26 protein-coding genes are annotated in these 24,844 nt (G+C 59.4%); 9 read left to right on the top strand and 17 right to left on the bottom strand.

Annotation, left to right across the window (positions count from 1 at the left end; all coding sequences use genetic code 11):
* Positions 1–364: 364 nt before the first annotated feature.
* The 3 genes from rpe to EKH79_RS08780 all read right to left on the bottom strand — a co-directional run bounded on the left by rpe (position 365) and on the right by EKH79_RS08780 (position 2,264).
* Positions 365–1,033 carry a ribulose-phosphate 3-epimerase gene (gene rpe, locus EKH79_RS08770; protein WP_126673416.1) on the bottom strand — a complete coding sequence of 223 codons (669 nt, stop codon included), beginning with the start codon at positions 1,031–1,033 and terminating at the stop codon, positions 365–367.
* A gap of 98 nt (positions 1,034–1,131) precedes the next feature.
* Complete coding sequence (gene djlA, locus EKH79_RS08775; protein WP_126673417.1) at positions 1,132–1,944, bottom strand: co-chaperone DjlA; 813 nt, start codon at positions 1,942–1,944, stop codon at positions 1,132–1,134.
* Complete coding sequence (locus tag EKH79_RS08780) at positions 1,941–2,264, bottom strand: c-type cytochrome (RefSeq protein WP_126673418.1); 324 nt, start codon at positions 2,262–2,264, stop codon at positions 1,941–1,943. The genes djlA and EKH79_RS08780 overlap by 4 nt, the downstream gene beginning before the upstream one ends.
* A gap of 106 nt (positions 2,265–2,370) precedes the next feature.
* Between EKH79_RS08780 and EKH79_RS08785 the strand changes: the two genes are divergently transcribed.
* Genes EKH79_RS08785 through EKH79_RS08800 form a run of 4 tightly spaced genes read left to right on the top strand, consistent with a single transcriptional unit; the run spans position 2,371 to position 4,511 of the window.
* On the top strand, positions 2,371–3,267 hold the full coding sequence (locus EKH79_RS08785) for a phosphoribosylaminoimidazolesuccinocarboxamide synthase (protein WP_126673419.1): 897 nt from the start codon (positions 2,371–2,373) through the stop codon (positions 3,265–3,267).
* Positions 3,268–3,271: 4 nt separating this feature from the next.
* Positions 3,272–3,607 carry a DMT family transporter gene (locus tag EKH79_RS08790; RefSeq protein WP_126673420.1) on the top strand — a complete coding sequence of 112 codons (336 nt, stop codon included), beginning with the start codon at positions 3,272–3,274 and terminating at the stop codon, positions 3,605–3,607.
* Complete coding sequence (locus EKH79_RS08795) at positions 3,604–4,101, top strand: Mpo1 family 2-hydroxy fatty acid dioxygenase (protein WP_233590249.1); 498 nt, start codon at positions 3,604–3,606, stop codon at positions 4,099–4,101. The genes EKH79_RS08790 and EKH79_RS08795 overlap by 4 nt, the downstream gene beginning before the upstream one ends.
* Positions 4,098–4,511, top strand: coding sequence for a hypothetical protein (locus tag EKH79_RS08800; RefSeq protein ID WP_126673421.1), 414 nt, complete (start codon positions 4,098–4,100; stop codon positions 4,509–4,511). Before EKH79_RS08795 ends, EKH79_RS08800 begins: the two co-directional genes overlap by 4 nt.
* Before the next feature lie 222 nt (positions 4,512–4,733).
* Here the strand turns inward: EKH79_RS08800 and tkt are convergent, their stop codons facing one another.
* The gene (gene tkt, locus EKH79_RS08805; protein WP_126673422.1) at positions 4,734–6,728 is read right to left on the bottom strand and encodes a transketolase; all 1,995 of its coding nucleotides are present in this window, start codon (positions 6,726–6,728) and stop codon (positions 4,734–4,736) included.
* A 267-nt stretch (positions 6,729–6,995) separates the two neighbouring features.
* Here tkt and EKH79_RS08810 point away from each other — a divergent pair, with 267 nt between their 5' ends.
* Positions 6,996–7,598 (top strand): outer membrane protein, encoded by a 603-nt coding sequence (locus tag EKH79_RS08810; RefSeq protein WP_126673423.1) that lies wholly within the window; start codon positions 6,996–6,998, stop codon positions 7,596–7,598.
* Positions 7,599–7,691: 93 nt separating this feature from the next.
* Here the strand turns inward: EKH79_RS08810 and EKH79_RS08815 are convergent, their stop codons facing one another.
* The 6 genes from EKH79_RS08815 to EKH79_RS08840 all read right to left on the bottom strand — a co-directional run bounded on the left by EKH79_RS08815 (position 7,692) and on the right by EKH79_RS08840 (position 13,126).
* Complete coding sequence (locus EKH79_RS08815) at positions 7,692–8,696, bottom strand: class I fructose-bisphosphate aldolase (RefSeq protein ID WP_126673424.1); 1,005 nt, start codon at positions 8,694–8,696, stop codon at positions 7,692–7,694.
* Between the two features lie 136 nt (positions 8,697–8,832).
* Positions 8,833–9,279 (bottom strand): energy transducer TonB, encoded by a 447-nt coding sequence (locus EKH79_RS08820; RefSeq protein WP_126673425.1) that lies wholly within the window; start codon positions 9,277–9,279, stop codon positions 8,833–8,835.
* Positions 9,280–9,325: 46 nt separating this feature from the next.
* On the bottom strand, positions 9,326–9,886 hold the full coding sequence (locus tag EKH79_RS08825) for a hypothetical protein (protein WP_126673426.1): 561 nt from the start codon (positions 9,884–9,886) through the stop codon (positions 9,326–9,328).
* A gap of 26 nt (positions 9,887–9,912) precedes the next feature.
* Positions 9,913–11,385: a pyruvate kinase gene (pyk, locus tag EKH79_RS08830; protein ID WP_126673427.1), complete on the bottom strand. Its 1,473-nt coding sequence runs from the start codon at positions 11,383–11,385 to the stop codon at positions 9,913–9,915.
* Between the two features lie 410 nt (positions 11,386–11,795).
* Positions 11,796–12,608: a S1/P1 nuclease gene (locus EKH79_RS08835; protein WP_126673428.1), complete on the bottom strand. Its 813-nt coding sequence runs from the start codon at positions 12,606–12,608 to the stop codon at positions 11,796–11,798.
* Positions 12,609–12,661: 53 nt separating this feature from the next.
* On the bottom strand, positions 12,662–13,126 hold the full coding sequence (locus tag EKH79_RS08840; protein WP_126673429.1) for an OsmC family protein: 465 nt from the start codon (positions 13,124–13,126) through the stop codon (positions 12,662–12,664).
* A gap of 171 nt (positions 13,127–13,297) precedes the next feature.
* Between EKH79_RS08840 and gap the strand changes: the two genes are divergently transcribed.
* Positions 13,298–14,314, top strand: a complete 1,017-nt coding sequence (gap, locus tag EKH79_RS08845) for a type I glyceraldehyde-3-phosphate dehydrogenase (RefSeq protein WP_126673430.1) — start codon at positions 13,298–13,300, stop codon at positions 14,312–14,314.
* A 112-nt stretch (positions 14,315–14,426) separates the two neighbouring features.
* On the top strand, positions 14,427–15,338 hold the full coding sequence (locus EKH79_RS08850; protein ID WP_126673431.1) for a hypothetical protein: 912 nt from the start codon (positions 14,427–14,429) through the stop codon (positions 15,336–15,338).
* Positions 15,339–15,389: 51 nt separating this feature from the next.
* Here the strand turns inward: EKH79_RS08850 and tpx are convergent, their stop codons facing one another.
* The 5 genes from tpx to hppD all read right to left on the bottom strand — a co-directional run bounded on the left by tpx (position 15,390) and on the right by hppD (position 19,900).
* Positions 15,390–15,890, bottom strand: coding sequence for a thiol peroxidase (gene tpx, locus EKH79_RS08855; RefSeq protein ID WP_126673432.1), 501 nt, complete (start codon positions 15,888–15,890; stop codon positions 15,390–15,392).
* 89 nt (positions 15,891–15,979) lie between these two features.
* The gene (locus EKH79_RS08860) at positions 15,980–16,963 is read right to left on the bottom strand and encodes a fumarylacetoacetate hydrolase family protein (protein ID WP_126673433.1); all 984 of its coding nucleotides are present in this window, start codon (positions 16,961–16,963) and stop codon (positions 15,980–15,982) included.
* A gap of 70 nt (positions 16,964–17,033) precedes the next feature.
* The gene (gene hmgA, locus EKH79_RS08865) at positions 17,034–18,341 is read right to left on the bottom strand and encodes a homogentisate 1,2-dioxygenase (protein ID WP_126673434.1); all 1,308 of its coding nucleotides are present in this window, start codon (positions 18,339–18,341) and stop codon (positions 17,034–17,036) included.
* A gap of 9 nt (positions 18,342–18,350) precedes the next feature.
* Positions 18,351–18,728, bottom strand: coding sequence for an endonuclease domain-containing protein (locus EKH79_RS08870; protein ID WP_325050599.1), 378 nt, complete (start codon positions 18,726–18,728; stop codon positions 18,351–18,353).
* A gap of 77 nt (positions 18,729–18,805) precedes the next feature.
* Positions 18,806–19,900 (bottom strand): 4-hydroxyphenylpyruvate dioxygenase, encoded by a 1,095-nt coding sequence (gene hppD / locus EKH79_RS08875; protein ID WP_126673436.1) that lies wholly within the window; start codon positions 19,898–19,900, stop codon positions 18,806–18,808.
* A 112-nt stretch (positions 19,901–20,012) separates the two neighbouring features.
* Here hppD and EKH79_RS08880 point away from each other — a divergent pair, with 112 nt between their 5' ends.
* Positions 20,013–20,477: a MarR family winged helix-turn-helix transcriptional regulator gene (locus EKH79_RS08880; RefSeq protein WP_126673437.1), complete on the top strand. Its 465-nt coding sequence runs from the start codon at positions 20,013–20,015 to the stop codon at positions 20,475–20,477.
* Between the two features lie 88 nt (positions 20,478–20,565).
* On the opposite strand, the gene EKH79_RS08885 is transcribed toward EKH79_RS08880, so the two are convergent.
* Both EKH79_RS08885 and EKH79_RS08890 read right to left on the bottom strand, forming a co-directional pair.
* Positions 20,566–22,710 (bottom strand): choice-of-anchor tandem repeat GloVer-containing protein, encoded by a 2,145-nt coding sequence (locus EKH79_RS08885; RefSeq protein ID WP_158621217.1) that lies wholly within the window; start codon positions 22,708–22,710, stop codon positions 20,566–20,568.
* A gap of 349 nt (positions 22,711–23,059) precedes the next feature.
* The gene (locus tag EKH79_RS08890) at positions 23,060–24,568 is read right to left on the bottom strand and encodes a peptide MFS transporter (protein ID WP_126673439.1); all 1,509 of its coding nucleotides are present in this window, start codon (positions 24,566–24,568) and stop codon (positions 23,060–23,062) included.
* A gap of 21 nt (positions 24,569–24,589) precedes the next feature.
* Between EKH79_RS08890 and EKH79_RS08895 the strand changes: the two genes are divergently transcribed.
* Positions 24,590–24,835, top strand: coding sequence for a hypothetical protein (locus tag EKH79_RS08895; RefSeq protein ID WP_126673440.1), 246 nt, complete (start codon positions 24,590–24,592; stop codon positions 24,833–24,835).
* Positions 24,836–24,844 lie beyond the last annotated feature (9 nt).

Genomic DNA, 24,844 nt, shown 5'->3' on the forward strand with positions numbered 1-24,844 from the left:
GTCGCGCCATGCGGCGAGCCCGATCCCGACTGGCAACCTCTGTAAACGGCGCAGTTGAGCCATTTTCTCCGGTCATTCCTGTCCCGGCGTTCCATCCCCTCGCACTCCCGAGGGGATTTTTTTTGGCGGCTCGAAATTATTTGCAGAAATCCGGGAACCATTTGGGGGGAGCCCGGTCACTTACTACGGCAGGCGTGTAGTCCATTTTGCCGTGGAACTCGCCGGTGCTGATAAGGCGGCCGAGCCTCCCGTCCTTACCAGCAACGTGCAGGCCACTCCTGCCATGGTGTCTCCTCTAGCGTCTTTCCGACGCCCCTCCGCCCGGTGCAGACTTCCCCCTGCGCCGGGTTTTTCTTTTCTGGCCTCAGCCCAGCGCCTGGCGCATCTTCGCGATGACGGCCTGGTAGTCCGGCGCATTGAAGATGGCCGAACCGGCCACGAAGGTATCGGCGCCCGCGGCGGCGATTTCGCCGATGTTGTCGGCGGTAACGCCGCCGTCCACTTCCAGGCGGATGTCGTAGCCGCTCTCGTCGATCAGGCGGCGCACGCGGCGCAGCTTCTCCAGCGCCTCGGGAATGAACTTCTGGCCGCCGAAGCCTGGGTTCACCGACATGATCAGTACGAGATCGAGCTTGTCGAGCACGTAATCGAGCCAGTTGAGCGGCGTCGCCGGGTTAAACACCAGGCCGACCTTGCAGCCGGAGTCCTTGATCAGGCCGATCGTGCGGTCCACATGCTCGGTAGCCTCGGGATGGAAGCTGATGCGGCTGGCCCCGGCCTTGGCAAAATCCGGAACGATTTGATCCACCGGCTTCACCATCAGGTGCACGTCGATCGGCGCAGTGATGCCGTAATTGCGCAAGGCCTTGAGCACCATCGGCCCCATCGTGAGATTGGGGACGTAGTGGTTGTCCATCACGTCGTAGTGCACCCAGTCGCCACCAGCGGCGAGCACCTTGGCGGTGTCTTCGCCCAGTCGCGCGAAATCGGCGGAAAGGATGGACGGGGCGATGATGGGCGACTGCTTGCTCATGGGAAGACCTTGCGAAAGAAAAAGGCGTGGCGGCGCAAAATGCGGCGCGGCAGGCGTGTCATTTTGCCACGTCGCCCGCGGCGACGCTTTGGCCCGGTCTATTTGAAGCCGCGCTCGGCCTTGATGCGCTCGTAGGCGGCGTTGATCTCGCTGGCGCGCGACTCGGCGCGCTTACGCATGTCTTCCGGCAGGTCGCCGAGGCGGTCCGGGTGATGTTCGGAAATCAGCTTGCGATAGGCGCGTTTGATCGCGCGATCATCCGCATCGCGCGCAATACCCAGCACGGTGTACGGGTCGGGGCCCTGCGCATTGCGCTGCGGCGGCACGTAACCGTTATTGCCGTGTCCGGTACCGTAGCCCTGGCCACGCGCGCCAGCGCCCTGCCACACGTAGCCCTTCATGGCCATCAACGCCATCAGCTCCATGTCGCTGATGCGCAGCGCGAACGCGAGTTGGCGAAGGATCGACATTTTCTCCGGCGACGGCGAGCCTTCCGCAAGCACGGTCTCGATCACCACGTCCAGCAATGGAAAGGCATGATCGCGACGCAAGCCCGCCCACTGGCGCAACGCGTTGATCGGCGTGGTGACATCGAACTCGGGCTGCTTGCCGGTATTGAACGCGCTGATCGCAGCCTGGCGTTGGCCGTTGGCCAGGCCCATGCGCGTCATGATGCGTTCGGCGGTGGCGATTTCCGCTTCGGAAACGCGGCCATCGGATTTCGCAACGGCGCCCAGCAACTGGAAAAGCGGTACGACGTAACCGCCCGATTCCGGAGCCGCCTCGCGGCGCTGAGTGAAATTCAGATTGTCGAGCGCGAAACCGATGATGGCGCCGATGACGACACCGGTCATCCCGCGTCCCAGGAAAAAACCTACTGCAGCAAACAGAATGGTGTAGGTGTATTTCATGGTTGCCCGGCGGCCTGCGGTGGCGGTGTTTGCGCGCTATACCAGCGCGCCAGCTGATCCAGATCCGCGTCGCTGACCGGACCGATGGCCGCGCGCATCAACGGCACATCGCGGCTGCCGTCGCGGTAATCCTTCAGTGCCTTGCGCAGGTAATCCAGTTTCTGGCCCGCCAGATTCGGCGCGCCCGGAATCTGCGCCATGCCCGTTTCGCCGTGGCATGCCGCGCACAAGCCCAGCCGCACCGGTTTGGGCGGCATATCGGCAGCAAGCGCTTGCAGGGCACAGGTCAGACCGAGTGCCACGACGAGGAAGGTTCGCATCGGCAACACAGAAATATAAAGTCGCCGATTCTATCAGTGTCCCCTATCAGCGTCGCTGGCCCAGACCGTTACAATAGTCCGCTTGTTTGACCCCTTGGAGCGCGCCGTGCCGACCACCCTCTCGCAATCGAACCTGCCCGGCCTTGAGCTTATCCACCGCGGCAAGGTGCGCGATGTGTATTCCCTGCCCGGCAAGCGCTTGCTGATCGTGGCGACCGACCGCCTGTCGGCTTTCGACGTAGTGCTCCCGGACCCGATTCCTGGCAAGGGCGAAATGCTGACGCAGATCTCGAATTTCTGGTTCGGCAAGACCGCGCATATCGTTCCGAACCACCTGCTGCACACGCCGTTGGAAGAGGTGCTGCCCAAGGGCACAGACCTGGCGCTTTACAGCAAGCGCGCGGTCGTCACCAAGCATCTGAAGCCGGTGCCGGTGGAAGCGATTGCGCGCGGTTATCTGATTGGCTCGGGCTGGAAGGACTACCAGGCAACCGGTTCGCTGTGCGGTATCAAACTTCCCGTCGGCTTGCGCCAGGCCGAGCAGTTGCCCGAACCGATTTTCACGCCATCGACGAAAGCCGCCGTGGGCGATCACGACGAAAACGTCAGTTTCGATGCCGTGGTTTCGGCGGTCGGCAAAGATCTGGCCGAACAGGTGCGCGATGCAACGCTCGCCATCTACAAATGGGCGGCTGAGTATGCTGCGAAGCGCGGCATCATCATCGCCGACACCAAGTTCGAATTCGGCACCGACGAAGACGGCAAGCTGTACGTGATGGATGAAATGCTGACGCCCGATTCGTCGCGCTTCTGGCCCGCCGATCAGTATCAGGTCGGCATCAGCCCACCCAGTTACGACAAGCAGTTCGTGCGCGACTATCTGGAAAAGCTGGGCTGGAACAAGCAGCCACCCGCGCCGAAAGTTCCCGCCGACGTGATCGCTGGCACCGCGGCGAAATATGCCGAAGCGCTGCAACGTCTCGCTGACATCAAGCTGGATTGACCCTATGAACGCGTGGCTTAGCCTGGGCCTCGCGATTGGTGCCGAGGTCATCGCAACCAGTGCGCTGAAGGCCGCGGATGGTTTTACGCATCTGTGGCCGAGCGTGATCGTTGTCGCGGGTTACGCCATGGCGTTTTATTGCCTCAGCCTAACGCTGCGGCAGATTCCGCTCGGCATTGCGTACGCCGTATGGTCGGGTGCGGGAACGGCGTTGATCGCGCTGATCGGCGTGGTGATTTATCGGCAGAAGCTCGATCTGGCCGCCGTCTTTGGTATCGCCCTGATCGTGGCGGGCGTGCTGGTACTCAACCTTTTCTCCAAGAGCGGCGCACACGGATGACATCGCAAGACACCATGCACGGCCCCCGCAGCATGCGCGACTGGCTCGACAGCTACAGCCGCGATCATCAGCATCCGACGAATCAAGTGCTGCACTGGATTTGCGTGCCGCTAATCCTGTGGAGCGCCATCGCGATGATGTGGACGATTCCCGTTCCCGAATCCTTGTTGCATCCGGGCGCGTGGTCGGTGCTGGCCATCGTTCTTGCATTCACGTGGTACTGGAAACATTCGCACCGTCTTGGCGCTGCATTGCTGATCGTATTGGTGCTGTTTGCGTTGAGTTGCTACTACCTGTTTCAGCAATTCGGGCCACGTGACTTGCTCAAGCTTGGCATCGTCGTCTTCGTCGTCGCCTGGATCGGCCAATTCATCGGACATCTGATTGAAGGCCAGCGCCCAAGCTTCTTTACCGATCTCGCTTACCTTTTGGTTGGCCCTGCGTGGCTGATGGATAAATCCCTCCGTCGCATGGGCTTCAAGGAAACCGCATGACGAGTGTGCTTACGCTGCTCAGCAGCCTGATCTGGTGGGTGTTGTTCAGCAGCGTTGGCGCCGTGGCGCCTGCGGTGATCGCGTGGATCGTGTTGCGTTGGAACGAGCGTACGTCGGTGGTTTTCAACCGCGTCTATCTGGCGTGCTTGATCTGGTGTCTGTCTACCATGCTGCTTAGTGCGGGTGTCGCGGCGCATCTGGGCATCATGCGTGCGCCGTTTGGCCCGCTGCTGGCTAGCGGAACGTTCCGTGCGTCGCTGGTGTTGTCGATGCTGGTGGGAGTTATCGCGATGTGGCGGTTGATTCCGCGTGTCGATGCGCATCGCATTCGTTTGACGAGTGCGTGTCTTGCGGTTGCCGTGGTGATGGCGATTGCGTTTGGGGTTGTGACGACGCTTGCTAGCGGTTGATTGGGTCGACGCGGAGCAATTCCAGCCTAGCCTCACCGTCATTCCGGCGCAGGCCGGAATCTAGTGTCCTCGCAACCAGTTCGTGAGGAAGCGTACAACCGTTATCGCCACTGGATTCCGGCCTGCGCCGGAATGACGGTGAGGTACCAGTTGCGGTTTTCGCGAAACTGGACTTATCGCTTTCTCCCTCTCCCCAATGAGGAGAGGGAATAAAGCGCATGATCAGCCAATAACTTTCTTCACCGTATCGACGACATGCGCAACGGTGAAACCAAACTTTTCGAACAATATCGGCGCCGGCGCCGATGCACCGAACGTAGTCATGCCAATGACTGCACCGTCAAGGCCCACATACTTGCCCCAAAAATCCGCATTGGCCGCTTCCACCGCCACGCGTGCACGGCACCAGCCCGGCAGAATGGCTTCACGATATTCCGCTGGCTGTGCATCGAATTCTTCCGTGCAGGGCATCGACACCACGCGCACGGGAATATTTTGCTGGGCAAGCGTGCGTGCCGCTTCCATCGCCAGCTCCACTTCCGAACCAGTCGCGATGATGATCGCCTTGAACTTGGTATCCGCCGGATCGGAAAGCACGTAAGCGCCGCGCTGAATGTCCGCCAGCTGCTGCGCGGTGCGTTGCTGATGCTTGAGCGTCTGACGCGAGAAGATCAGGCACGACGGCTTGCCTTTGCGTTCGACTGCCACCTTCCATGACACGGCCGACTCTGCCGCGTCACATGGACGCCACAAGCGATTGTTCGGAATCAGACGCAGCGAACTGATGTGCTCGATCGGTTGATGGGTCGGGCCGTCTTCGCCCAGACCAATCGAATCGTGCGTATAGACGTGAATGACATGCGCCGGAATCAGGCAGCTCATGCGCACGGCATTGCGCGCGTAATCGGAAAACACCAGGAACGTGCCGTCGTACGGAAGCAGTCCGCCATACAACGCCACGCCGTTCGCGATCGCGCTCATACCGAATTCGCGCACGCCGTAATGCACATAGTTGCCATCCGGGCCGGTGATGGTCTTGCTGCCCTTCCACATCGTGAGATTGGAAGGCGCCAGGTCAGCCGATCCGCCGATCAGTTCGGGCAGCAGCGGGCCGAACGCATCCAGCGTCATCTGCGAGGCCTTGCGCGAAGCGACATCCGGGCCATCTGCCTGCATCTTTTCGACAAACGCCTGCGACTTGCTGGCCCAATCTTTGGGCAGCTCGCTGGCGGTGCGGCGAACGAACTCTGCGGCAAGCTCGGGATACTCCGCCTGGTACTTGGCGAAGGCGTCGTTCCACTTCTTCTCGCGTTCGGCACCGATTTTCTTCTTGTCCCACGCGGCGTAAATTTCGTCCGGAATCACGAAGGGCGGATAGCGCCAGTCGAGCATGTCGCGCGCGGCGGCCACTTCGCTCTTGCCCAGCGCAGAACCGTGCGCTTCTTCCTTGCCTTCCTTGTTCGGAGCGCCAAAACCGATGATCGTCTTGCAGATGATGATCGTCGGTTTTTCGCTCTGCGCGTTCGCCTGCACGAAGGCTTGCTTTACCGCTTCGGCATCGTGGCCATCGATCGGGCCGATCACGTTCCAGCCATACGCGTCGAAGCGCTTGGCGGTGTCGTCGGTGAACCAGCCTTCCACTTCACCGTCGATGGAGATCTTGTTGTCGTCGTAAACCAGAACCAGCTTGCCTAGCTTCCACGTACCGGCAAGCGACGCGGCCTCATGCGACACACCTTCCATCAAGCAACCGTCGCCCGCGAAGACGTAGGTGCGGTGATCGACGATGTCATGACCCGGACGATTGAAGTGCTGTGCAAGCAATTTTTCGGCGAGCGCAAAACCCACCGAATTGGCGATGCCCTGACCGAGCGGACCGGTGGTGGTTTCCACGCCGACTGTATCGGCCGCTTCCGGATGTCCCGGGGTCTTGGAGTGCCACTGACGGAAACGCTCAAGCTCCGACATCGGCAGATCGAAGCCGCTCAGATGCAACGCCGCATACTGAAGCATCGAGCCGTGACCGTTGGAGAGCACAAACCGGTCGCGATTGGGCCACTTCGGATTGCCGGGGTTGAACTGGAGGAAGTCGTTCCAGAGGACTTCGGCGATATCGGCCATACCCATGGGCATGCCCGGATGGCCGGAGTTGGCTTTCTCGACAGCATCCATGGCCAGGGCGCGGATGGCGTTGGCGAGTACGCGGCGGGTGGTCATTCGGGGAATCTCCGGAAGTGGCGGCGTGAAAAGTCCGCATTGTCTCCGATCCCCACTGCTCCCGGCCATCCTTAACGAGTGAAAGAACCCTCCAACTGCCCGTTGACATTAACTTCGGCTTAATACTGTACCAATCGGTATTGAAACCCTTCAGCCGCCTCCCCATCTAATTGACCAGCACCGTCGACGAACGGAGCCCAGCCCGGCATGAAGCCTCTCCCCAAGGCGCCGTGGTCTGGATACCTAAGAGTTAAGAAGGAATCCCCCATGAAAAAGACGCTGTTTGCTATTGCCCTCGCTACTGTCGGTGTTGCTACCGTTCCCGCCGTGTTCGCGCAGAGCGCTCCCACTCAGACGGCCCAGCAGGGCTGGTATGTCGGCGCGCAAGCCGGCTACGGCGAGGTCAACAATGGCCGCTATGACAATCAGGGCAACTACATTGGCGGCATCAACGGCGGTTACCGTTTCGCCATCAACCCGGAAGCCTCGGTTGGCGTAGAAGCCGGTTACCAGTACCTGGGTGCGGTCGACGCCAAGGGTGCCAACGATTCGTCCTCCGACCGTGCGCGTCTCCACGGCCCGACCCTGGGTGCAAACCTGCGCTGGAACTTCAATCCAGACTGGTACGCCGAAGTCCGCGCTGGCGCTTTCTATGCGGAAGGCCAGGGCCTGACCAACGCGTATGATGGTTCTTACGCTCGTTTCGAGCGCGTTCGTCCCTACGCCGGCGTGGGTGTTGGCTACAACATCAACCAGCACTTCAGCGTTGGTGTGAACTACAACTATTACGACGGCTCCAGCCGCGGTGGCAACCAGGGTGTGCAGTTGGACACCAACGCCGTCACGGTCGCTGCCGAATACCGCTTCTAATAACAAGTTGTCGATCGACGTTGTCTGTTGAAATAAAAAAGGGCGCCATGTTGGCGCCCTTTCTTTTATCGACGAAATTATCGATGAAGGCGATCAGCCCTTCCACTGTCCCAGCGCGGCCAGACCGTTGTCCTTGGCGCGAGCGGAAACCGTCTTCTGCGCTTCGGCGTAGTTGCCCTTCATGTCTTCCGACCAGAGCTTCAACGCGGCCTGCTGCATGGCGCGACCGTAGGAGAACGACAGCGGCCAGGGATGCGGGCCCATGCGATTCATCGCATTGAGGTGCGCGGTGGATTGCTCGTCGCTCTGACCACCGGAAAGGAACACGATGCCCGGCAGTGTCGCCGGCACGGTGGTCTTGAGCACGCGCACCGTGGCTTCAGCCACTTCTTCCACGCTCACCTGCTCGTCCGATTCCTTGCCCGGAATCACCATGCTGGTCTTCAGGATGGTGCCTTCCAGCAGCACGTTCTGCTCATACAGCGCGTTGAACAGGCTGCGCAGCACGGCTTCATGCACTTCGTAGCTGACTTCGATGGTGTGGTCGCCATCCATGATCACTTCCGGCTCGACCATCGGCACCAGGCCGGCTTCCTGGCACAGCGCGGCATAGCGGGCCAGCGCGTGGCAGTTCGCTTCGATCGCGGTGGAGCTGGGGTTGTCTTCGCTGATGTTGATCACGGCGCGCCACTTGGCGAAGTGCGCGCCGAGCTTCACGTATTCGGCCAGGCGCTCGCGCAGGCCATCGAGGCCTTCGGTCACCACGTCGCCCGGGAAACCGGCCAGCGGCACGGGGCCTTTATCGACTTTGATGCCCGGGATGATGCCGTTCTTCTTCATCACCTGGGTGAAAGGCACGCCGTCCTTGGTGGACTGGCGAATGGTTTCGTCGTACAGGATCGCGCCGGAAATGTGTTCGGAGAGATTCGGCGAGGTGAGCAGCAGCTCGCGGTAGGCGCGGCGGTTTTCTTCTGTGTTTTCGATGCCGACGGCCTCGAAGCGCTTCTTGATAGTGTTGGTCGACTCATCGATCGCGATGATGCCTTTGCCAGGTGCGACCATCGCCAGGGCGATGCTCTCGAGATCTTCAATGCTCATGGGACGACTCCGTAACACTTGGGCGGCATAGGGCCGCAAGAAGGACGCCACCCGTACGGGCGGTTAGTTAGAAAGTCGGGAATTATAGCCCCAACCGGCCGGAGGGGTTCCGGCCGGGTCCTTTCAGCGCCTGGCGTCAGGTCGGCGCGTAGCCGGGAAGCTTGCAGGGCGCCATCACTGCGGCCTGCTCCTTGGGGTCATCCGGAGCGTTGAAGGGCACGACGTAATACGTCGACACCGGCTCGCCCTGCTTGTTGATCTTCGACGGCGCGTAGCGGAAGTGGGATACCGCGCTGACCGCGGCCTTGCCGAGATCGCTCGCCGGCACCACCTTGGCCACCATCACGTTGTACGGCACGCCATCGGAACCAACGTTGTACGTCACCGCCACGCACCCGGGCTTATAGATGTTCACGCCGCTATTGGGCACATCCACCGAGACATCGCTGTTGGTCAGAACCCACGTATAGGGAAGCTGCTCCGGCGCGACGCGACGGGGTTGTTGCGCCATGACAGGTGCGCTGCTAGCGACAGCCAGCGCCACGAGCAGTGCGGATCGGACACGACAAGAAGTGATGTTCATGGGGATATCTCCTGCCTACCGCGGAAAGTGGGGATGAGTATGCAGTTTAATCGTCGCGCGCCTCTGCAGCGCTATCGCCTGATGCAACTGTTTCGTTGACAGGATAACCGCGCAGCCTGTGCAGCAAACCGATCAGGCCACGAGATCCTACGGCGAGAGCACCACCTGCCAGGGCTTCGAGGGTGTAAGAGCACACGTACCGCCATTCGCCGGGCGGCAGCACCCCCGTCGCAGCATCGGCCACGCGCTCGCGAAGAAACAGCATGATCATCAGGTGGCTGATACAACCGCCAAAACCCGAAATAATCATCCACATGCCCAACACCGAAAAGGCGATATGCTGCACCTGATCAGCACTTATCGGACTCTCCAGAATTTCGCGCTGTCCTTTGCCGATGGCCCACCAGGCAAGTATGCCCGGGCGTACCCAAAGTACGGTTGCCAGGACGAGAACGAAGAGCCCTAACAACAGCTGATAGAGGGTATAGACGCTCCCGGGGTGCGATTGCGAAAGCCAGAACGGCAACTGTTCCAGAATGTTCACAGCGAGCAGAACAGCACCCAGACGGATAGCGATGCAAAGCACCGTAAACAACGTCGTCTTCATACCCCCTCCCTGACGGTTCGAACTAACTAAAGATCGCGAAGACTTTCCACCATGCCTTCCGCGCCTACGGAAAGAAGCTTCAGTGTATTCGTGCCACCGCCGCGGCCGATGTGGTCGCCATGCGTCAGCACGACGCGATCGCCATCGGAGAGCTTGCCCATCGCGAACATCTGACGCACGGCTTCGCGTGCCGATACGGCAGGGTTCAACGTGTCATGTGTGAACTTGACGGGCTGCACGTCGCGCAGCACCAGCATACGGCGACGCGCATCGTCGAACGGTGACAGTGCGTAGATCGGCACCGCGCTGCGATAGCGCGACAGCCATTGCGCCGTCGCACCGGATTCGGTCAAGGCAACAATGGCGCGTACGCCTACTTCGCTGGCCAGCAACATGGCCGCTTTCGCGATGGCCTGGTCGGTGCGATCAAGGCGATGTCCCGCCGTGCTCAGGTCTTCCTTTGGCTCGAATTGGCGTTCGGCGCCGAGACAGATGCGACGCAAAGCAGCTACGGCCTTGTCTGGGTGCGCACCGGCCGCGGATTCTTCCGACAGCATCACCGCATCGGTGCCGTCGATCACGGCGTTGGCGACGTCCAGCACTTCGGCACGCGTCGGAATGGGCGACTTCACCATCGACTGCAGCATCTGCGTGGCGGTAATCACCGCGCGGTTGCGTTGCACCGCTTCGCGAATGATCTTTTTCTGCAGGCCCGGCAACTCGGCGTCGCCGATTTCCACACCCAGGTCGCCGCGCGCCACCATGACAACATCCGACGCATCGATGATTTCGCCGAGCACAGGAATGGCATCGGCGCGTTCGATCTTCGCTACTAGCGATGCGTTGCCGCCGGCTTCGTGCAACAGCTTTCGCGCCAGATCCATGTCTGCGCCTGAGCGCACAAAGGACACCGCGAGAAAGTCCGCACCGATTTCCGCGGCCAACTTGATGTCGGCCTTGTCCTTGTCGGACAACGCGGCCACGGACAAACCACCGCCCTGACGGTTCAGTCCCTTGCGGTCTGAAAGACGGCCGCCGATCAAAACCTGGCAGCGCACTTCCGCGCCGACAACCTCAAGCACGGTTAGCGCTACCAAGCCATCGTCCAATAAAAGCACGTCGCCGGCATGCACGTCCTGCGGCAAACCGAGGTAGCTCACGCCAACGCGCGTCGTATCGCCAGGCGGCGCATCGGCACGGCAGTCCAGCACGAACGGTTCGCCATCGCGCAATTCGATCGGGCCATTGGCGAAGCGCTCAACGCGAATCTTCGGACCTTGCAGGTCGGCAAGAATGCCGACTTCGCGCCCTACCTTCTCTGCCGCCTTGCGCACTGCGACGGCGCGGGCGCGATGATCGTCGGATTGACCATGCGAGAGATTAAGACGAACGACATCGACGCCTTCGGCGATGATTCGCTCGAGCATGCCAGGCGCGTCGGTGGCAGGGCCCAGGGTGGCAACAATCTTGGTGCGGCGTAGATGAGTGTCGGTAGTCATTGCGTCATTTTCTGCAGTTGTCTTTGCAGACTAGCAGAACTGAACGGCGACTCGACAACTGCTTTTTGCCAACGCATGCGTACTGTCGCAGTGCGTCAAAATTGAGCGCTCGAAATGGACGGATAAACGTATACCCGTGCGAGTGCTTTTTTTGAGAACGGCGTCGTCAACACTTTCGAGTCATAGCCGCATATCAAGTGCAGCACGCACGCAATACCAGCTCTCGTAAGTCCATTCCATTCGAGAGATTTATGAGCCAACCAGATTTTCCAACGCGCCTCGCCTCAATCCGTGCATGGGAGACTTGCGTCACGATGTTCACGCAACGCTTACGACCTTGGCGCCCGTCTCGCCCCGCCCACTCGTCAAAATTCTGAATACGTATGCAGGGACGGAGGCGGCCAGCCTCATCACCCGTTTTGCAGCGCGATATTCAGTACTTCGGCCAGGCGGCGGCCTGCCTCGCGCAACCGGTTATCCGCGATGGGCAGGTTGGCATCGATATAGGCCTGATCGATCTTGTGGCCGTCCGGATAGATGGTGCGCGTGATCTGGCACGACTCCTCCGCCCATTGTGCGTAGGGGTTGTCCAGCGGAGCGATCGGCTGCGGCAACGGCTCGAAGCCTTCTGCATCGAGCATGTTCGCGTAGGCTTTCCAATCCATGTTGCGTGTGCCGAGCAGACCCGAATCCCACACGCGATGCAGATTGGTGCCCTGCCCCTGGAATTGCACCTGATAGTTGTTGGCACCCGCATCGTTTTGGAAATTGCCGTGCAGCGGCTGATGAATATCGCCCACGAAATGCACGACGAACTTGAGCGCCTGCAGTCGCGCCGCATCAGGCTGACTGCGATCGCTCAGGATGGCCACGTAGTGCGGAAGCGCCTCGACGACGCACTTGCCATCCTTGCAATCGCGCGGTGGTACATACACGCAGCTGGGATCGCGAAAGTCGATGTAATGCAGCGGACGTGTTTCCTTCCAGAGGGCCTGCTGGTTGGGATCGTTGCGAATTTCGTCCGGCCAGCTGGCAATGTCGGCCAATGATGTCGTGTGATCCAGCGCCAGCAGATGTTCCATTTCCGCCGTTGCCTCCGGACTCAAATGGCGCTGCGCCAATTCGGCAACGACACTGTGTCCAAGCGGGCCCCACGCCTCGGCGACCGGCGCGATGGCGAGTGTGACGAACAAAGCGGCAGCGATACGGCGTACACGGAACATACGGGCAACTCGACGGATGGAAACGGAGCATCTTGCCATAGTCGATATGACAGTCAGACGTTGCTGTTATGCACGACATCGCCAGCCGCATCGAACACGCGGACGTTCACCGTAATACCTTGCCGCACGCTCTCGGTGACGATGCAAAAATTTTCGAATTGCGCGAAGGCTTGATGGGCATGCTCCAGTGCGGATGCGTTGTCGCCGAGCTGCAGATCCACTTCCACGTGCGTGATACGTAGACGGCCGTGCTCATTTCGCGACACCGTGGCTCGCGACCTGGTCACCAGCTTCCCGGGATCGTTCTTGTATTTGCGCAAGGCGAACAACAGGCTGGCCGACAGGCAGTTCGCCACGGAAACCGCCAGCAGACGCGATGGATTGGGCCCAGCATCCTTGCCCAAGGGCGGGTTCTCATCCGTGATCAGATCGGGAATCTGCGTGCCGTCGAACCGGACGCGGAATTCATAAGGGCCCGTCTGCTCAAGGGTGATCTCGACCAACTGCTCGTCGCTCATGGGGTTTCTCCGCACCAAGAAGGGCCTTTATAGCCCGGCCCGGCGCATGCCTGCCTGTGCCCGGGGCCGGTTACCTGCGTGAAGTAGCCGGTTCGGGCTAAAATGCGCGTTCCGGCGGCCCATCAGGACCGCCGCTTTGCTGCTCGCCATCACTTTGGAGGACGCTGTCCCATGGCCATCAAGGTCGCCATCAACGGTTACGGTCGCATCGGCCGCAACATTCTGCGTGCGCTGTACGAATCCGGTCGTACGAACGAATTTCAGATCGTCGCGATCAACGACCTCGGCAATGCCGAGACCAACGCGCACCTTACTCAATACGACACCGCGCATGGCCGCTTCCCGGGTCAGGTGACGGTGGACGGTGGCGATCTGATCGTCAACGGCGACCGCATCAAGGTGTGCGCGGAACGCGATCCGTCGAAGTTGCCCTGGGGCGAACTCGGCGTGGACGTGGTGCTGGAATGCACGGGCCTGTTCACCTCCAAGGCCAAGGCCGGCGCGCACATCGCTGCGGGCGCTAAGAAGGTGATCATTTCCGCGCCGGGCGACAAAGACGTCGACGGCACCTTCGTGTTCGGCGTGAACGACGACAAGATCTCGGCCGGGCAGCATCAAGTCATCTCCAACGCCTCGTGCACCACCAACTGCCTTGCGCCGCTGGCGAAGGTTCTGAACGACAAGATCGGCATCGTGCATGGCCTGATGACGACCATTCACGCCTACACCAACGATCAGGTGCTGACGGACGTCTATCACTCCGACCTGCGCCGCGCGCGTTCGGCCACGCATTCGCAGATTCCGACCAAGACCGGCGCTGCTGCCGCGGTGGGCCTGGTGCTGCCGGAACTCAACGGCAAGCTCGACGGCTTCGCCATGCGCGTGCCGACGATCAACGTCTCGGTGGTCGACCTCACCTTCGTCGCGGCACGCCCGACCACGAAGGAAGAAATCGATGCGGCCATTCTTGAAGCTTCGCAGGGTGCGTTGAAGGGCATCCTCGATGTCAACAGCAAGCCGCTGGTGTCGATCGACTTCAACCACAACCCCGCCTCGTCCATCTATGACACCACGCAGACGCGCGTCATGGGCGGCACGCTGGTGAAAGTGCTGAGCTGGTACGACAACGAGTGGGGCTTCTCCAACCGTATGTTGGACATGACCAAGGCGTTGATCGCAGCGAAGTAAGTTTTCACTCATAGCGCATGCATCAGGGCGGCCACCTCGTGTGGCCGCTTTTTTTGTGCCATCGCCAGCGCGATACTGGCGCGAACATCCAGGTCCAGGAGGGAACCCCGAGATGAACGTCGCGATGAAACGTGCACTGTGGTTAGGGATAGGCCTCTGTCTGCCATGGGGACTCGCCACCTCCGTCGCCGCAGCGGATAACACCGGTTGGATAGCAGCACCTCCTTCTCAAGACATCATGCCGGACGCCGATTGGGTAACGCTCTTCGACCAAAGCAAACCATTGGCCGATCGCCAGCACATGCTCGCCAATCTCGAGCAATCGCCCGGACTGAAAGATGATCCTGAAGATCTTTACAGGCTCGGGTCGCTTTACCACATGGGCGAGCATGCTCCGGGTTCACCCGTACAAGAAGATCCCGTCAAGGCCACCCTGTATCTGGGCAACGCTGCCCTGCACGGAAGCACGCTAGCCATGGCGAAAATGGCGGAGCTGAAATTGGCAGCGGGACAGTATCGTGAAGCGATGAACTGGGCGCAGATTTACAGCCATTACGCATTGATGTCCCCCGCGAGCCAGGGCACCGCCACGGAAAGCTACGCCGCCGAGCTGGTCGATCGTATCAAGGACAAAATCGACCAATCGGTCATGCCGGCCGTCATGGCTGACGTGAACAGCTTCGTTGCTCAGCACGATGCCGATATCCGCCTCGGCATGGCCAGGGAACAGGCACGCGAACATCACACGCCGAAAACGCCTAAACATTACTACGTTGGCCCGCTTGGCAGCCGGGCATCGGATTCCGGCATTGCCGATTACATGCTTGTATTCAACGCAGACGGCACCGTGGCGACTATGCTGCTCATCGATGCCGTGCCACGCCCCAACATAGGAACAACGATGCGCTCGTATGCGGCGTCCATGACGTTGAAGCCTCAAGACAATCAACGCCCACGCTACGCATGGGTACCGGTGCTACTGGGGAACCATGAGTACCGCATGGATAGCGCGCACGGTGGCTGATAACAAAAAAAGCCGGGCATAGCCCGGCTTTTTTATCAACGATGTCGACCGTCAATGCAACGCCGCGAGCGCCGCATCGTAATTGGGTTCCTGCGCGATTTCGCTCACCATCTCGGTGTGCAGCACCTTGTCGTGCTCGTCGAGCACCACCACCGCGCGCGCGGCGAGACCGGCCAGCGGACTGGAGGCAATCGCCACACCGTAATGCCTGAGGAAATCATGACCACGCATGGTGGACAACGTCACCACGTTGCTAAGACCTTCCGCGCCACAAAAACGTGCTTGTGCAAAAGGTAGATCTGCGGAAATGCACAGCACCACCGTGTTGCTCAGTGCACTGGCAGCTTGGTTGAAGTGACGCACGGACATCGCGCAGGTTGGCGTATCCACACTCGGGAAGATGTTCAACACTTTGCGCTTGCCGCTGAAGTTCGCGAGCGTCGCATCGGACAGATCTTTGGCAACGAGGCTGAAAGCCGGTGCCTTATCGCCCACGGCCGGAAAATGACCGTCGATCTTGATCGGGTTGCCTTTCAGGGTGACTTGGGACATGAGGCGTAACTCCTGTGTCTGTGAGATGCATGCGCGCGTCGTGCGATCGGAAGAAGATAGCGCCGATGGCGCACCACGTCACCTGTGCATCACTTCTGCGGGGCGATAACCTGTTCGATAGCGCCGAAGATCGACGCACCACGCGCGTCGGTGATCTCGATACGCAACGTGTCGCCGTACTTGAGGAATGGCGTGCTGGGCTTCCCGCTCGCCAGCGTTTCGACGGTGCGCTGCTCGGCAAGGCATGACGCACCCTTGCTCGTATCTTCGTTGGCAATCGTGCCCGATCCCACGATGCTTCCTGCCGTGAGCGGCCGCGTCTTGGCCGCGTGCGCAACGAGCTGCGCAAAATTGAACTGCATGTCGACACCGCACTCCGCTTCGCCAAACCACTTGGCGTTGAGCCATGTGCGCATCGGCAGGTGAAGCTTCTCATCCTGCCACGCATCGCCCAGTTCGTCCGGCGTTACAAAAACCGGCGACAGCGCCGAGCGCGGCTTGGATTGCAGGAAGCCAAAACCCTTGGCGAGCTCATTGGGAATCAGATTGCGCAGACTGACGTCGTTGATCAAACCCACCAGCTGAATATGCGCAGCTGCCTGCTCTGGCGTCACCGCCATCGGCACGTCATCCGTAACGACCACGACTTCGGCCTCCAGATCGATACCGTAATCCTCGGTCGGCACAATCACCGGATCGCGCGGACCGAGGAAACCGGCGCTGGTCGCCTGATACATCAGCGGATCGACGTAAAACGATTCGGGCACTTCTGCGCCACGCGCACGACGCACACGCTCGACGTGGGGCAAATAAGCACTGCCATCGACAAATTCGTAAGCGCGCGGAAGCGGCGCTGCCAGCACTTTCATATCCAGTGCAAACGCACCCGGCGCTTTACCGGCATTGAGATCTTCCGACAACGCATTCAGGCGTGGCGCAATGTTCGACCAATCATCCAGCGCTGCTTGCATGGTCGCGGCGATGCCCGTGGCTTTCACCGCATGCGTCAGATCGCGACTGACGACGATCAGCGTGCCATCACGGCCGCCTTCCTTGAGACTACCCAGTTTCATGCCTTCACTCCGTCGGCCGCACTCACTAGCAGCCCTCTACGTATTCGATTTTCGGCGGCCAACGTGCGTATCACGCACGCTCCGGGTTGAAATGTTTTTTGATGCCTTGCCAGCACTTGTAGTAATCGTGCTGGAGCTGTGGTGCATCCAGCGCCTGTTTGGTCGGATGAATCACCTTGCGCGTTTCGAACATGAAAGCCATCGTGCCGGTGAGATGATCAGGCTTGCTGACATCCGCGACACTTGCTTTCTCGAAACTCGTGGCATCCGGACCATGACCGCTCATGCAGTTATGCAGGCTAGCGCCGCCCGGCGCAAATCCGCCCGCCTTCGCGTCGTAAACGCCTTCGATCAAGCCCATGAATTCGCTGGCGACATTGCGATGGAAATACGGCGGACGGAATGTGTGCTCGGCCACCAGCCAGCGCGGCGGGAAGATCACGAAATCGACGTTTGCCGTACCGGGCGTATCGCTTGGCGAGGTGAGCACCGTGAAGATCGACGGATCGGGATGATCCACGCTGATAGAGCCAACGGTGTTGAAGTGGGTGAGATCGTATTTGTAGGGCGCGTAGTTACCGTGCCAAGCCACCACATCCAGCGGCGAATGATCGATGCGAGCCGTCCACAGCGAACCCTGGAATTTATTGATCAACTCGAAGTTGCCTTCGACGTCTTCATAAGCGGCATGTGGCGCGAGGAAGTCGCGCGGCAATGCCATCGAGTTCGCGCCGATCGGACCGAGATCGGGTAAGCGCAGCAATGCACCAAAGTTTTCTGCGACGTAGCCGCGCGCTTCACCATCCAGCAATTCCACGCGGAAGCGAACGCCACGCGGAATCACCGCGACTTCGAGCGGCTTCACTTCCAGCACACCCAACTCCGTCGCGATATGCAAACGCCCCTGCTGCGGCACGATGAGCAACTCACCATCCGCGTCGTAAAAGAAGCGCCCTTGCATCGAGCTGTTCGCGGCATAGATATGAATGCCGCAACCGGCTTGCTCCGCCGGGCCACCGTTGCCTGCAAGCGTCACAAGGCCGTCGACGAAATCCGTCAGATCAGACGGCATCGGCCATGGATCCCAGCGCAATTGATTGGGCGTTGGTGGCGCTTCGTCGAAGCGATTGTGAAACGTGCCGTGCGGTTTCGGTTTGAACGGCAGATGCATGGCCGCTGGCCGAATGCGGTAGAGCCAGCTACGCTGATTGCAGTGACGCGGCGCGGTGAATGCGGTGCCCGACAACTGCTCCGCATACAACCCATGCGCCACGCGCTGCGGCGAATTCTGTCCCTTCGGCAAAATGCCGGGAATCGCCTCCGTAGCGAACTCGTTGCCAAAACCGGATTGGTAACCCTTCGATTCGATCACGCGCATCACCTGGTTTCAGTACTCCCCTCTCCCATCGGGAGAGGGGTTGGGGGTGAGGGTGCGGTGTTCGAGAGCGCTCAATATCGCCTCAAGCACCGCATCGGTCTGTTGCAACGCCTCGTTGTCCCAGAACCGCAAAACCGCCATGCCTTGCGATACCAGATACTGCGTGCGTATTTGATCCGACTGCTCGTTGTGTTGCGAACCATCCAATTCGACTACGAGACGTTTCGCTTCACAATAGAAATCTACGACATAAGGTGGTACTGCATGCTGGCGGCGGAATTTATAGCCATTCAAGCGACTATCCCGAAGGTGGTACCAGAGCTTTTGTTCTGCTTCGGTGCTCGTTCGCCTGAGACCGCGCAATAGCTTTCGCGTCGTGGTCGGCAACGGTGGTTTGATGCTTCCTTGCACTGCCGAACCCTCACCCCAACCCCTCTCCCGATGGGAGAGGGGCTTTTAAAGCGTTACAGCACGCCGCGCTTCATCTGGTCGCGTTCGATCGATTCGAACAACGCCTGGAAGTTGCCTTCGCCGAAACCTTCGTTGCCTTTGCGCTGAATGATCTCGAAGAAGATCGGCCCGATGTTGTTTTGCGTGAAGATCTGCAGCAGTTTGCGCTGCTTGGTCTCCGGATCGGCGTCGATCAGGATCTTGTTCTTGGCCAGGCGCGGCACATCTTCGCCATGATTGGGGATGCGGTGTTCGATCACGTCGAAGTACGTATCCGGCGTATCGAGGAATTCGACGCCCTTCGCGCGCATCGCTTCCACCGTGTCGTAAATGTTGTCGGTGAAGCAGGCGATGTGCTGGATGCCTTCGCCGTGATACGCATCGAGATATTCATTGATCTGCGATTTCGGATCGCTCGATTCGTTAAGCGGTATGCGCACGATGCCATCCGGCGCCGTCATCGCCTTCGACACCAGGCCGGTCTTGGCACCCTTGATATCGAAGTAGCGAATTTCGCGGAAATTGAACAGACGTTCGTAGTAGTCGGACCACTTCTGCATGTTGCCGAAGTAGAGGTTGTGCGTGAGGTGATCGATGAAGGTCAGACCGAAGCCTGCGGGATTCTGATCGGCACCCGGAATCGGCGCGTAATCGGCGTCATAGATGCTGCCCGCGCTGCCGTAACGATCGATCAGGTACAGCATGCAATCGCCAATGCCCTTCACCACCGGCGCATTCACCGCTTTCGTATCCGCTTTATCGGTCAGCGCTTCGCCGCCGTTCGAGAGCACGGTCTTGAGCACTTCGCTGGCGGGCTTCTTGAAGCGAATCGCGAAACCGCACGCGCAAGGGCCGTGCTTGGCGGCGAAGTCGGCTGCAAAGGAGTTCGGTTCTTCGTTGACCAGGAAGTTCACACCACCCTGGCGGTACACAGTGATCGCGCGGCTCTTGTGTTTGAGCACCGGCGCGAAGCCCATGTTCTTGAACAGTGCATGCAATTCGCCACCGCGAGCGCCGGGTGCGGCAAACTCAACGAACTCGAAGCCATCGATACCCATCGGGTTCTCGAAGGTGGTGACTTGCATACCGAGGTTGGGTTGGGCGTTCATGGCGCTCTCCTGGTCAATCGATGCGCGACGGCAGCCACGGCAGCGTGCCACCATCGGGATAAGGACCACGTTATAGTTACAAATGAAACTAATTGCAAGGAACAGTGCCGCAATGCCCAATCCGCGTAAGCCTGCCCCGGTCGGCGCCGAACACGCCCCTCTCGAGCTGGAGCATTTCCTGCCCTACCGGCTGTCGATCCTCTCCAACACCGTCAGCCAGGCCATCGCGGACGATTACCAGCGACGTTACGACCTTAGCGTTACCGAATGGCGTGTGATGGCGGTGCTGGCCCGATTCCACGGCCTGTCGGCGCGCGAAGTGGCCGAGCGGACGGCGATGGACAAAGTCGCAGTGAGCCGCGCACTGGCCCGGCTAGTGGAAGCCGGTCGCGTACACCGTGAAACGCACGACGGCGACAAGCGCCGCTCCGTGCTGAACCTGACCGAGGCCGGCTGGCTGATTCACGACGATGTCGCGCCAATGGCGCGCAACCGCGAACGCGAAGTGTTGGCCAAGCTCGATGCAGAAGAGCAGGAGTGGCTGACGCGCATTCTGGACAAGCTGCTGGCGCACTGAACTTTAGCCCGGCCGCAAATCCGCCTATGGCGAGTCGGGCCGATCAAGGATCGAACCCGACTTGCAGGAAATTACAACGCTGTCCGCATCAATTGGCCCAGATCGGAACCGTAGAGGGAAGACCCGAGTTGAAAATGACTTGACCGCTAGGCACGACAAACGACGGTGTGGAGAGCGTAAAGCTGCAACCACTATTCGGATTGCACGCCGTGCCCTGATTGGTCATCAGCATCGTATTCATTCCGTTTGTCCAAAGAATGTCGGCACGACCGTCGCCGTTAAAGTCGGCAACCGTAGCGATGTGATAGCCCTGTAACTGAGGTGGTATGGGTTCAACCACAATCTGTTGTACCGCCCCGCTATTGCTCATCATCCAGTAGCCCCACTCGGTGCCGGAAGCATTGACCCAAACAAGATCTGCAGTACCGTTACCGTCCAGATCGCCACGGCCCTCAAGCAACCATCCTGGAGGGAATGTCGTGATGTATTTGGATGTAAAGCCGTTCGCCCCTGCGAACCAGATGTAAATATCGTTTTTGGCGCTCGTCCAGACGATGTCTGCGTAGCCATCGCCATTGAAGTCGCCAATCGCGATGGGGTAATAACCCGGGGTGTAACTTACCGTCTTGTAAATAGGCCAAGCACTGGGGTCGCCCATCAACACGTACGAAAGAAGGTGCTGGGACACATTGTTGAACACGATGTCGTCAACACCATCATTGTTCATGTCGCCCGCACCAACGATCTGCGAGCCAGAAGGGACTGTCCCGTAGTATTTGGGGACATATCCGCTCGCGCTGCCGAACCAGATGTACATGTCATTCTTAGCGCTGGTCCAAAGAATGTCAGCGATGCCGTCGCCATTGAAATCGCCCACCGCCGCTGGGTAGTAACCTTGAGCAATCGCCTGCATCACGGCGCTGCCATTGTTAATGGAATTCAAGGTTGAAAGTTCACCCGGGCCATAAGACATGACCGACGAACGACCGCTACCAATGAGGTCATCGGCGACCGGCACCGTCAAGCGAAAAACTTCGCCGCCTCCATTCGCCCCGCCAAGCTGAGTGGTGCCGTAAAAGGCACGACCAGAACCTTGCAGCACGGCGTTGGGCCAGTAGCCACCGTTGGCCTGCTGCCCGGTAAAACTATAAAGAGACGTGAAGACCCCTTTCGGGGACACTCGAAAAACTGTTCCGCTATTGGCGGTACCACCGATTGTGGTGACACCATACAGGTTGCCGTCTGCACCAACGATGAGGCTCGGTACGACGGTAGGTTCTCCGTAGACAGAACCATCGTTGTTTGCGTACGAGAAAGAGTACAACACTGAGAATTGCCCGGCCGCGCTGTACTCAAAAATGGTACCGGCTCCACCCGCGCCGCCCCAAGACGTTGCACCAAACAAGTTTCCCTGTGCGTCCTTCGTCAAGCTTGTTATGGAATTACCATCGGCACTGTCGAGCGTATAAAGCAACGTCCTGTCACCGCCCGAATTCATTTCGAAGAGAATGTCGCCTGCCGACCCGGAAATGGCTCCTTGCGGTAACGATCCATAAAATTCTCCATTCTGGTCCATCTGAAGGGTATTGGGCGGCAGCGCATCCGTTGAAACATAAATCGGGGTTTCAACGCCGCCCGGTGTAACCCGAAATACCACCGATGGCGAACTGACGGTGCCCTGGGACGTGGTCATCATCGCGGAGCACATCGTGTAACCGTAAAAATTGCCATCCGCTCCCTGGAAAAGACCGGTTGGGCATGCTCCACTCGACGACGACCACAGGCCGCCGCCGTCTGACGGCGTCACGGAGAATGTAAAGAGATTTGTAAGCGACCCCGCTGAAGAGAGTGTAGACACTGTTCCTTCGGGCGCTTCATTTTCATTTACTAACGGAGGCCCCAGGAATGCACTTGAAAAGAGCAGTGTTCCGTTGCTCATCTGACTAAGCTTTGGGCCGTACTCGTTTCCTGAGAATGGATACGATCCGTTCAACGGTACGCCATCGTTCGCGGTCATCTCGTAGAGATCGGTATAGGACCCCGCGGGAGTGACTGAAAAAATACCGCCTCGCCCGGGAATCCCCCCAACGCCGGCAACGCCATATACGTTGCCGTCGTTCCCGACTATCAAAGAAATTGGTTGTGCCAGACCATTGATACCTTGTGAGGTACCAGGCATTGCCGTTTGCGATACATGGGGTGCCGCAGCGTGTGCTGCACTGCTCAAAGCCATCGCGAACGCAACTCCCATCAAACTACTGATGCGCGAATTCACAGTACCGGACAACGAGCGACGCGATGCGCCGCGCTGCATCGAACAACGACTCGACATGACTTCCCCCTAGAAGCGTGAATGTTTGTTACGGCAAATGCTTCAACGCAAGTTCAAACCACCCTAGTCCAAGTGCTTAAGTCATAAAGCACAAAAATTCGGTCAGCAGCTACCTTCTGGGCCACCGGACGATATTCTAACCATCACGCAGTGTGACCCGCTTTGGTATCCGATTGTGACAAAAGTACCTAATAAATGGTTGGAGTAGCGACATTTCCAGCCATTTAATGCACACCGCACAATCACGTGCTTACCTCACGCCGTGCATCAACCGGTTGATCAGCGGCGAAATCAGCAACAGCACGACGCCTGCACCGACGAGTGTCCAGAAGCTGAAATTGAAGCCGCTGAGAGCGGAAGCGGCGGTCATACCGTTTTCACCGCTGATATGGCCCGCAAGCAATCCCGAAAGATTGCCGCCCTCGGCTAGCGACAGAAACCAACCGCCCATCGCGACGCCAACCAGACGCGGCGGCGCCAGCTTTGTCACCATCGACAAACCAATGGGCGACAGACACAGCTCGCCCACCGTCTGCAGTACGTAGCAGGTGGTTAACGGCCAGAACGGGATCAATCCGCGCGGATCGATTAAACGCGACAAGGCATACACCAGCACCAGAAAGCCCAGGCCGTTGAAGATCAAGCCCAAGCCGAACTTGCGTGGAATCGACGGCTCCATGTGACGGCGCGACAAGAACGACCACACCTGCGTCACGATCGGCGCCAACACGATGATCGCCAGCGGCGTCACCGATTGATACCAACCCACCGGGAATTCCCAACCGCCAAACAGCTTCCGGTCGACCAGGTTTTCGGCAAGGAAATTGAACGACGTGCCGAACTGGAAGTAGAACATCCAGAACAACAGGTTGAAGGCGAAGATGATCAGCATGGCGATTACGCGATGCACCTGTACTTTGCCGGTACGCGCCGCTTCGGCAATCAACATCGCCGCAACACCAATGAACAGCAGACCGAGCAGCCACTGCAGACCCAGCGCGCTGATCTTCGACAGCACGAAGTAAATGACAGGCACCGCCACCAACACGCCGATGAAGACCCACAACACGCGCGTGCGACTCGCTGCTTCCGGCGCAGGACGGCCCACACCTCGCAGACCGCGGCGACCGAACCAGAACCAAAGCAGGCTCAACAGCATGCCGACGCCGGCCGCTGCAAACACTGCGCGATAGTTCTGCACCATCGGCGTATCGGTGAAGTAGCTCGCGAGCCAGCCGGTCAACAAGGGCGCCACAAAGGCACCGGCATTGATGCCCATATAGAACAACGTGAAACCGCGATCGCGGCGATCGTCATTGGGTCCATACAACTGACCGACCATCGACGAAATGTTCGGCTTGAACAGGCCGTCGCCGACGACCACCATCGCCAGACCCAGAAGCATCGCATCCTTGCTGGGCAGCATGATCGTAAAAAGTCCCGCCGCCATGACCAGCGCGCCGAGCAGGATCGATCGCTGATAGCCGATCAACTTGTCCGCCACGTAGCCGCCGAAAATACCGGTGGCGTAGATCAGTGCGGTGTACGCACCGTAGGTATTACTGGCCCAGGATTGTCCCGACGCATCGCCGTGGTAGAACTGCGCGACGATATACAACGCCAGCGCCCAGCTCACGCTGTAGAACGCAAAGCGTTCCCAGAATTCGGTCATGAACAGCATCCACAGCGGACGCGGATGGCCGAGCAGTTGTGGAAAGTCGGGCGTAGCGGCGGCGCCGGCTTCGGGATTCTGGCTCACGGATAGTCCCCTTGAATCGTGATGAGCGCGGAGTCGAAGGCCGCGCCGATTGGCTCTATGTATCGGGCGCGCGATGGGACGTCAAATGCGTCGCACCATGAAACTTCCCTCACCGTCATTCCAGACACGCAGATCGCCGTTGTTCCGCGCACTCGCCTCACCGTCATTCCAGCGAAAGCTGGAATCCAGTCAAATGTGGGTGCGCAGCACACATCATTTTCGTCGAAAAATGCCAAAGGCGCTGGATTCCAAATTTCGCTGGAATGACGATAAGGA

The organism is Dyella dinghuensis (assembly GCF_003977615.1).
GTDB lineage: Bacteria > Pseudomonadota > Gammaproteobacteria > Xanthomonadales > Rhodanobacteraceae > Dyella_B > Dyella_B dinghuensis.

Excerpts from the sequence above, each read along its gene's own strand:
- EKH79_RS08895 (WP_126673440.1), top strand. The coding sequence starts at position 24,590 with ATGAGCGCGGAGTCGAAGGCCGCGCCGATTGGCTCTATGTATCGGGCG.
- EKH79_RS08835 (WP_126673428.1), bottom strand. The coding sequence starts at position 12,608 with ATGTTCCGTGTACGCCGTATCGCTGCCGCTTTGTTCGTCACACTCGCC.
- EKH79_RS08850 (WP_126673431.1), top strand. The coding sequence starts at position 14,427 with ATGAACGTCGCGATGAAACGTGCACTGTGGTTAGGGATAGGCCTCTGT.
- EKH79_RS08815 (WP_126673424.1), bottom strand. The coding sequence starts at position 8,696 with ATGAGCATTGAAGATCTCGAGAGCATCGCCCTGGCGATGGTCGCACCT.
- EKH79_RS08780 (WP_126673418.1), bottom strand. The coding sequence starts at position 2,264 with ATGCGAACCTTCCTCGTCGTGGCACTCGGTCTGACCTGTGCCCTGCAA.
- gap (WP_126673430.1), top strand. The coding sequence starts at position 13,298 with ATGGCCATCAAGGTCGCCATCAACGGTTACGGTCGCATCGGCCGCAAC.
- EKH79_RS08860 (WP_126673433.1), bottom strand. The coding sequence starts at position 16,963 with ATGAAACTGGGTAGTCTCAAGGAAGGCGGCCGTGATGGCACGCTGATC.
- djlA (WP_126673417.1), bottom strand. The coding sequence starts at position 1,944 with ATGAAATACACCTACACCATTCTGTTTGCTGCAGTAGGTTTTTTCCTG.
- EKH79_RS08810 (WP_126673423.1), top strand. The coding sequence starts at position 6,996 with ATGAAAAAGACGCTGTTTGCTATTGCCCTCGCTACTGTCGGTGTTGCT.
- EKH79_RS08800 (WP_126673421.1), top strand. The coding sequence starts at position 4,098 with ATGACGAGTGTGCTTACGCTGCTCAGCAGCCTGATCTGGTGGGTGTTG.
- EKH79_RS08820 (WP_126673425.1), bottom strand. The coding sequence starts at position 9,279 with ATGAACATCACTTCTTGTCGTGTCCGATCCGCACTGCTCGTGGCGCTG.
- tpx (WP_126673432.1), bottom strand. The coding sequence starts at position 15,890 with ATGTCCCAAGTCACCCTGAAAGGCAACCCGATCAAGATCGACGGTCAT.
- tkt (WP_126673422.1), bottom strand. The coding sequence starts at position 6,728 with ATGACCACCCGCCGCGTACTCGCCAACGCCATCCGCGCCCTGGCCATG.
- EKH79_RS08885 (WP_158621217.1), bottom strand. The coding sequence starts at position 22,710 with ATGGCTTTGAGCAGTGCAGCACACGCTGCGGCACCCCATGTATCGCAA.
- EKH79_RS08795 (WP_233590249.1), top strand. The coding sequence starts at position 3,604 with ATGACATCGCAAGACACCATGCACGGCCCCCGCAGCATGCGCGACTGG.
- pyk (WP_126673427.1), bottom strand. The coding sequence starts at position 11,385 with ATGACTACCGACACTCATCTACGCCGCACCAAGATTGTTGCCACCCTG.
- EKH79_RS08880 (WP_126673437.1), top strand. The coding sequence starts at position 20,013 with ATGCCCAATCCGCGTAAGCCTGCCCCGGTCGGCGCCGAACACGCCCCT.
- hmgA (WP_126673434.1), bottom strand. The coding sequence starts at position 18,341 with ATGCGCGTGATCGAATCGAAGGGTTACCAATCCGGTTTTGGCAACGAG.
- EKH79_RS08825 (WP_126673426.1), bottom strand. The coding sequence starts at position 9,886 with ATGAAGACGACGTTGTTTACGGTGCTTTGCATCGCTATCCGTCTGGGT.
- hppD (WP_126673436.1), bottom strand. The coding sequence starts at position 19,900 with ATGAACGCCCAACCCAACCTCGGTATGCAAGTCACCACCTTCGAGAAC.
- rpe (WP_126673416.1), bottom strand. The coding sequence starts at position 1,033 with ATGAGCAAGCAGTCGCCCATCATCGCCCCGTCCATCCTTTCCGCCGAT.
- EKH79_RS08790 (WP_126673420.1), top strand. The coding sequence starts at position 3,272 with ATGAACGCGTGGCTTAGCCTGGGCCTCGCGATTGGTGCCGAGGTCATC.
- EKH79_RS08840 (WP_126673429.1), bottom strand. The coding sequence starts at position 13,126 with ATGAGCGACGAGCAGTTGGTCGAGATCACCCTTGAGCAGACGGGCCCT.